The sequence below is a fragment of the Komagataeibacter intermedius TF2 genome (genome assembly GCF_000964425.1).
GTDB lineage: Bacteria > Pseudomonadota > Alphaproteobacteria > Acetobacterales > Acetobacteraceae > Komagataeibacter > Komagataeibacter intermedius.
The window spans coordinates 1-1,457 of record NZ_BANF01000260.1 but is presented as its reverse complement, the minus strand read 5'-3'; the positions used below and the strand labels follow the sequence as shown (position 1 = coordinate 1,457).

Here is a 1,457-nt window from a genome sequence, read left to right as displayed (position 1 = left end):
ACGTCTCACAACCTGACACCTAGCACTACAGTTGCATTTTGTGTCGTGAGTGAGCGCGGATAGCACTGGCCTGATGCGTTCGTCGAAAGACGGACCATCTGAGGATGTGAGAGACGGGTAGTCTGCGTTGTGCAAGTTTTACGACGAGGCGCCTGATCTCCTGAATGGACCAGCGGACAAGGACTGTCGTGTTCTGAGTTGTGTTTTTTTCGGTTTCAGTGAGTTTGCCTGGTAACGGACACTGGCCATGACGGCATAGGCCAGCATGACCAGAGAGACGTGCCGATGCCAACCATGCCAGGAGCGGGTCTCGTTATGATCAAGACCAAATTCGTTTTTGGCCGTCTCGAACCCTTCTTCGATCCTCCAGCGCGTCCCTTCAACGTTCACCAGTTCCTGCGTGGTTGTCCCTTTCGGGCTCCAGGTCGTAAAATAGGCAAGGTCCCCGTCAGCGATGTTTCGGCGGATCAACAGGCCACGTGTCCATGGTCCGGCTATAGGGCAGTCAAATTCTTCAGCATCCAGATCAGCAAGCGGAAGATACGCCCAGTCATAAAGTCGCTCACCTTTTGTGCCGTGCCCCGCTGACAGACGACGCCAGGCCTGGTCTGGCAGTCCTGCTGCAATATCTTTCGCCTCTCCGGCAATCAGCGGTTCCGTTGCCCATGATCCGAACCAGTGATTGCCCTTGACCCCAAGCACATATCCAATTCCTGCCCGGCGAAGCGTGCGTTCTACGTCGCCCACGCCATACACGCTGTCTGCTGCAACCCAGCGGAACGGCACACCGGCCTCAATACTTCGCTCAATCATCATCGAGGCTAACGCCGGTTTGGTTGCAAACACCACGTCATCGGGAACGTGGGCCCGCTTCAGACGCTCAGGCTTTGATGTCCAGTCTTTCGGGAGATACAGGGCGCGGTCAATAAAGGCATGCCCCCGTTCCGAAACATAAGCACCAAACACACCAATCTGGCAGTTCGTGATCTTGCCGGCAGATCCCGTATACTGCCGCCCCACACCGCAGGACGCCTGACCCTTCTTCAGAAAACCGGTCTCATCAATGACCAGCACGCCCTCTTCAGTGCCCAGATGCTCAATCACATAATCCCTGACGACGTCACGAAGGGCATCGGCATCCCAGTGCCCGCGTCCCAGAAGCGCCTGCTGCCGCCATGGACCAGGATCTCCTGCGGCTTCCGCTCGCATCCATCCCGTCTTGCGTGGTTCATTGCCAATCAAAACATCAAGAAAAGCACAGGCCGAATCTACGACACGTTTTTGCGTGAACAGCGGCGCCATCCGATCCTTGGCGGACCGAAGCGAGCGCGCCCATAATTCCAGCGTCTCTTCAACAGACGTACCGCCACTCATCATATCCTGAATCATGGTTACCCATAGATTCAGAACTCAACACAAAATGCAACTGTAGTGCTAGGTGTCAGGTTGTGAGACGT

The 1,457-nt window shown here is 55.7% G+C and carries 1 protein-coding gene; it reads right to left on the bottom strand.

All coding sequences use genetic code 11. The features are described 5' to 3' along the window. Positions 1 to 138 precede the first annotated feature (138 nt). Positions 139 to 1,389: an IS701-like element IS1452 family transposase gene (locus B7449_RS16815; protein WP_012812328.1), complete on the bottom strand. Its 1,251-nt coding sequence runs from the start codon at positions 1,387 to 1,389 to the stop codon at positions 139 to 141. Positions 1,390 to 1,457: the final 68 nt, after the last annotated feature.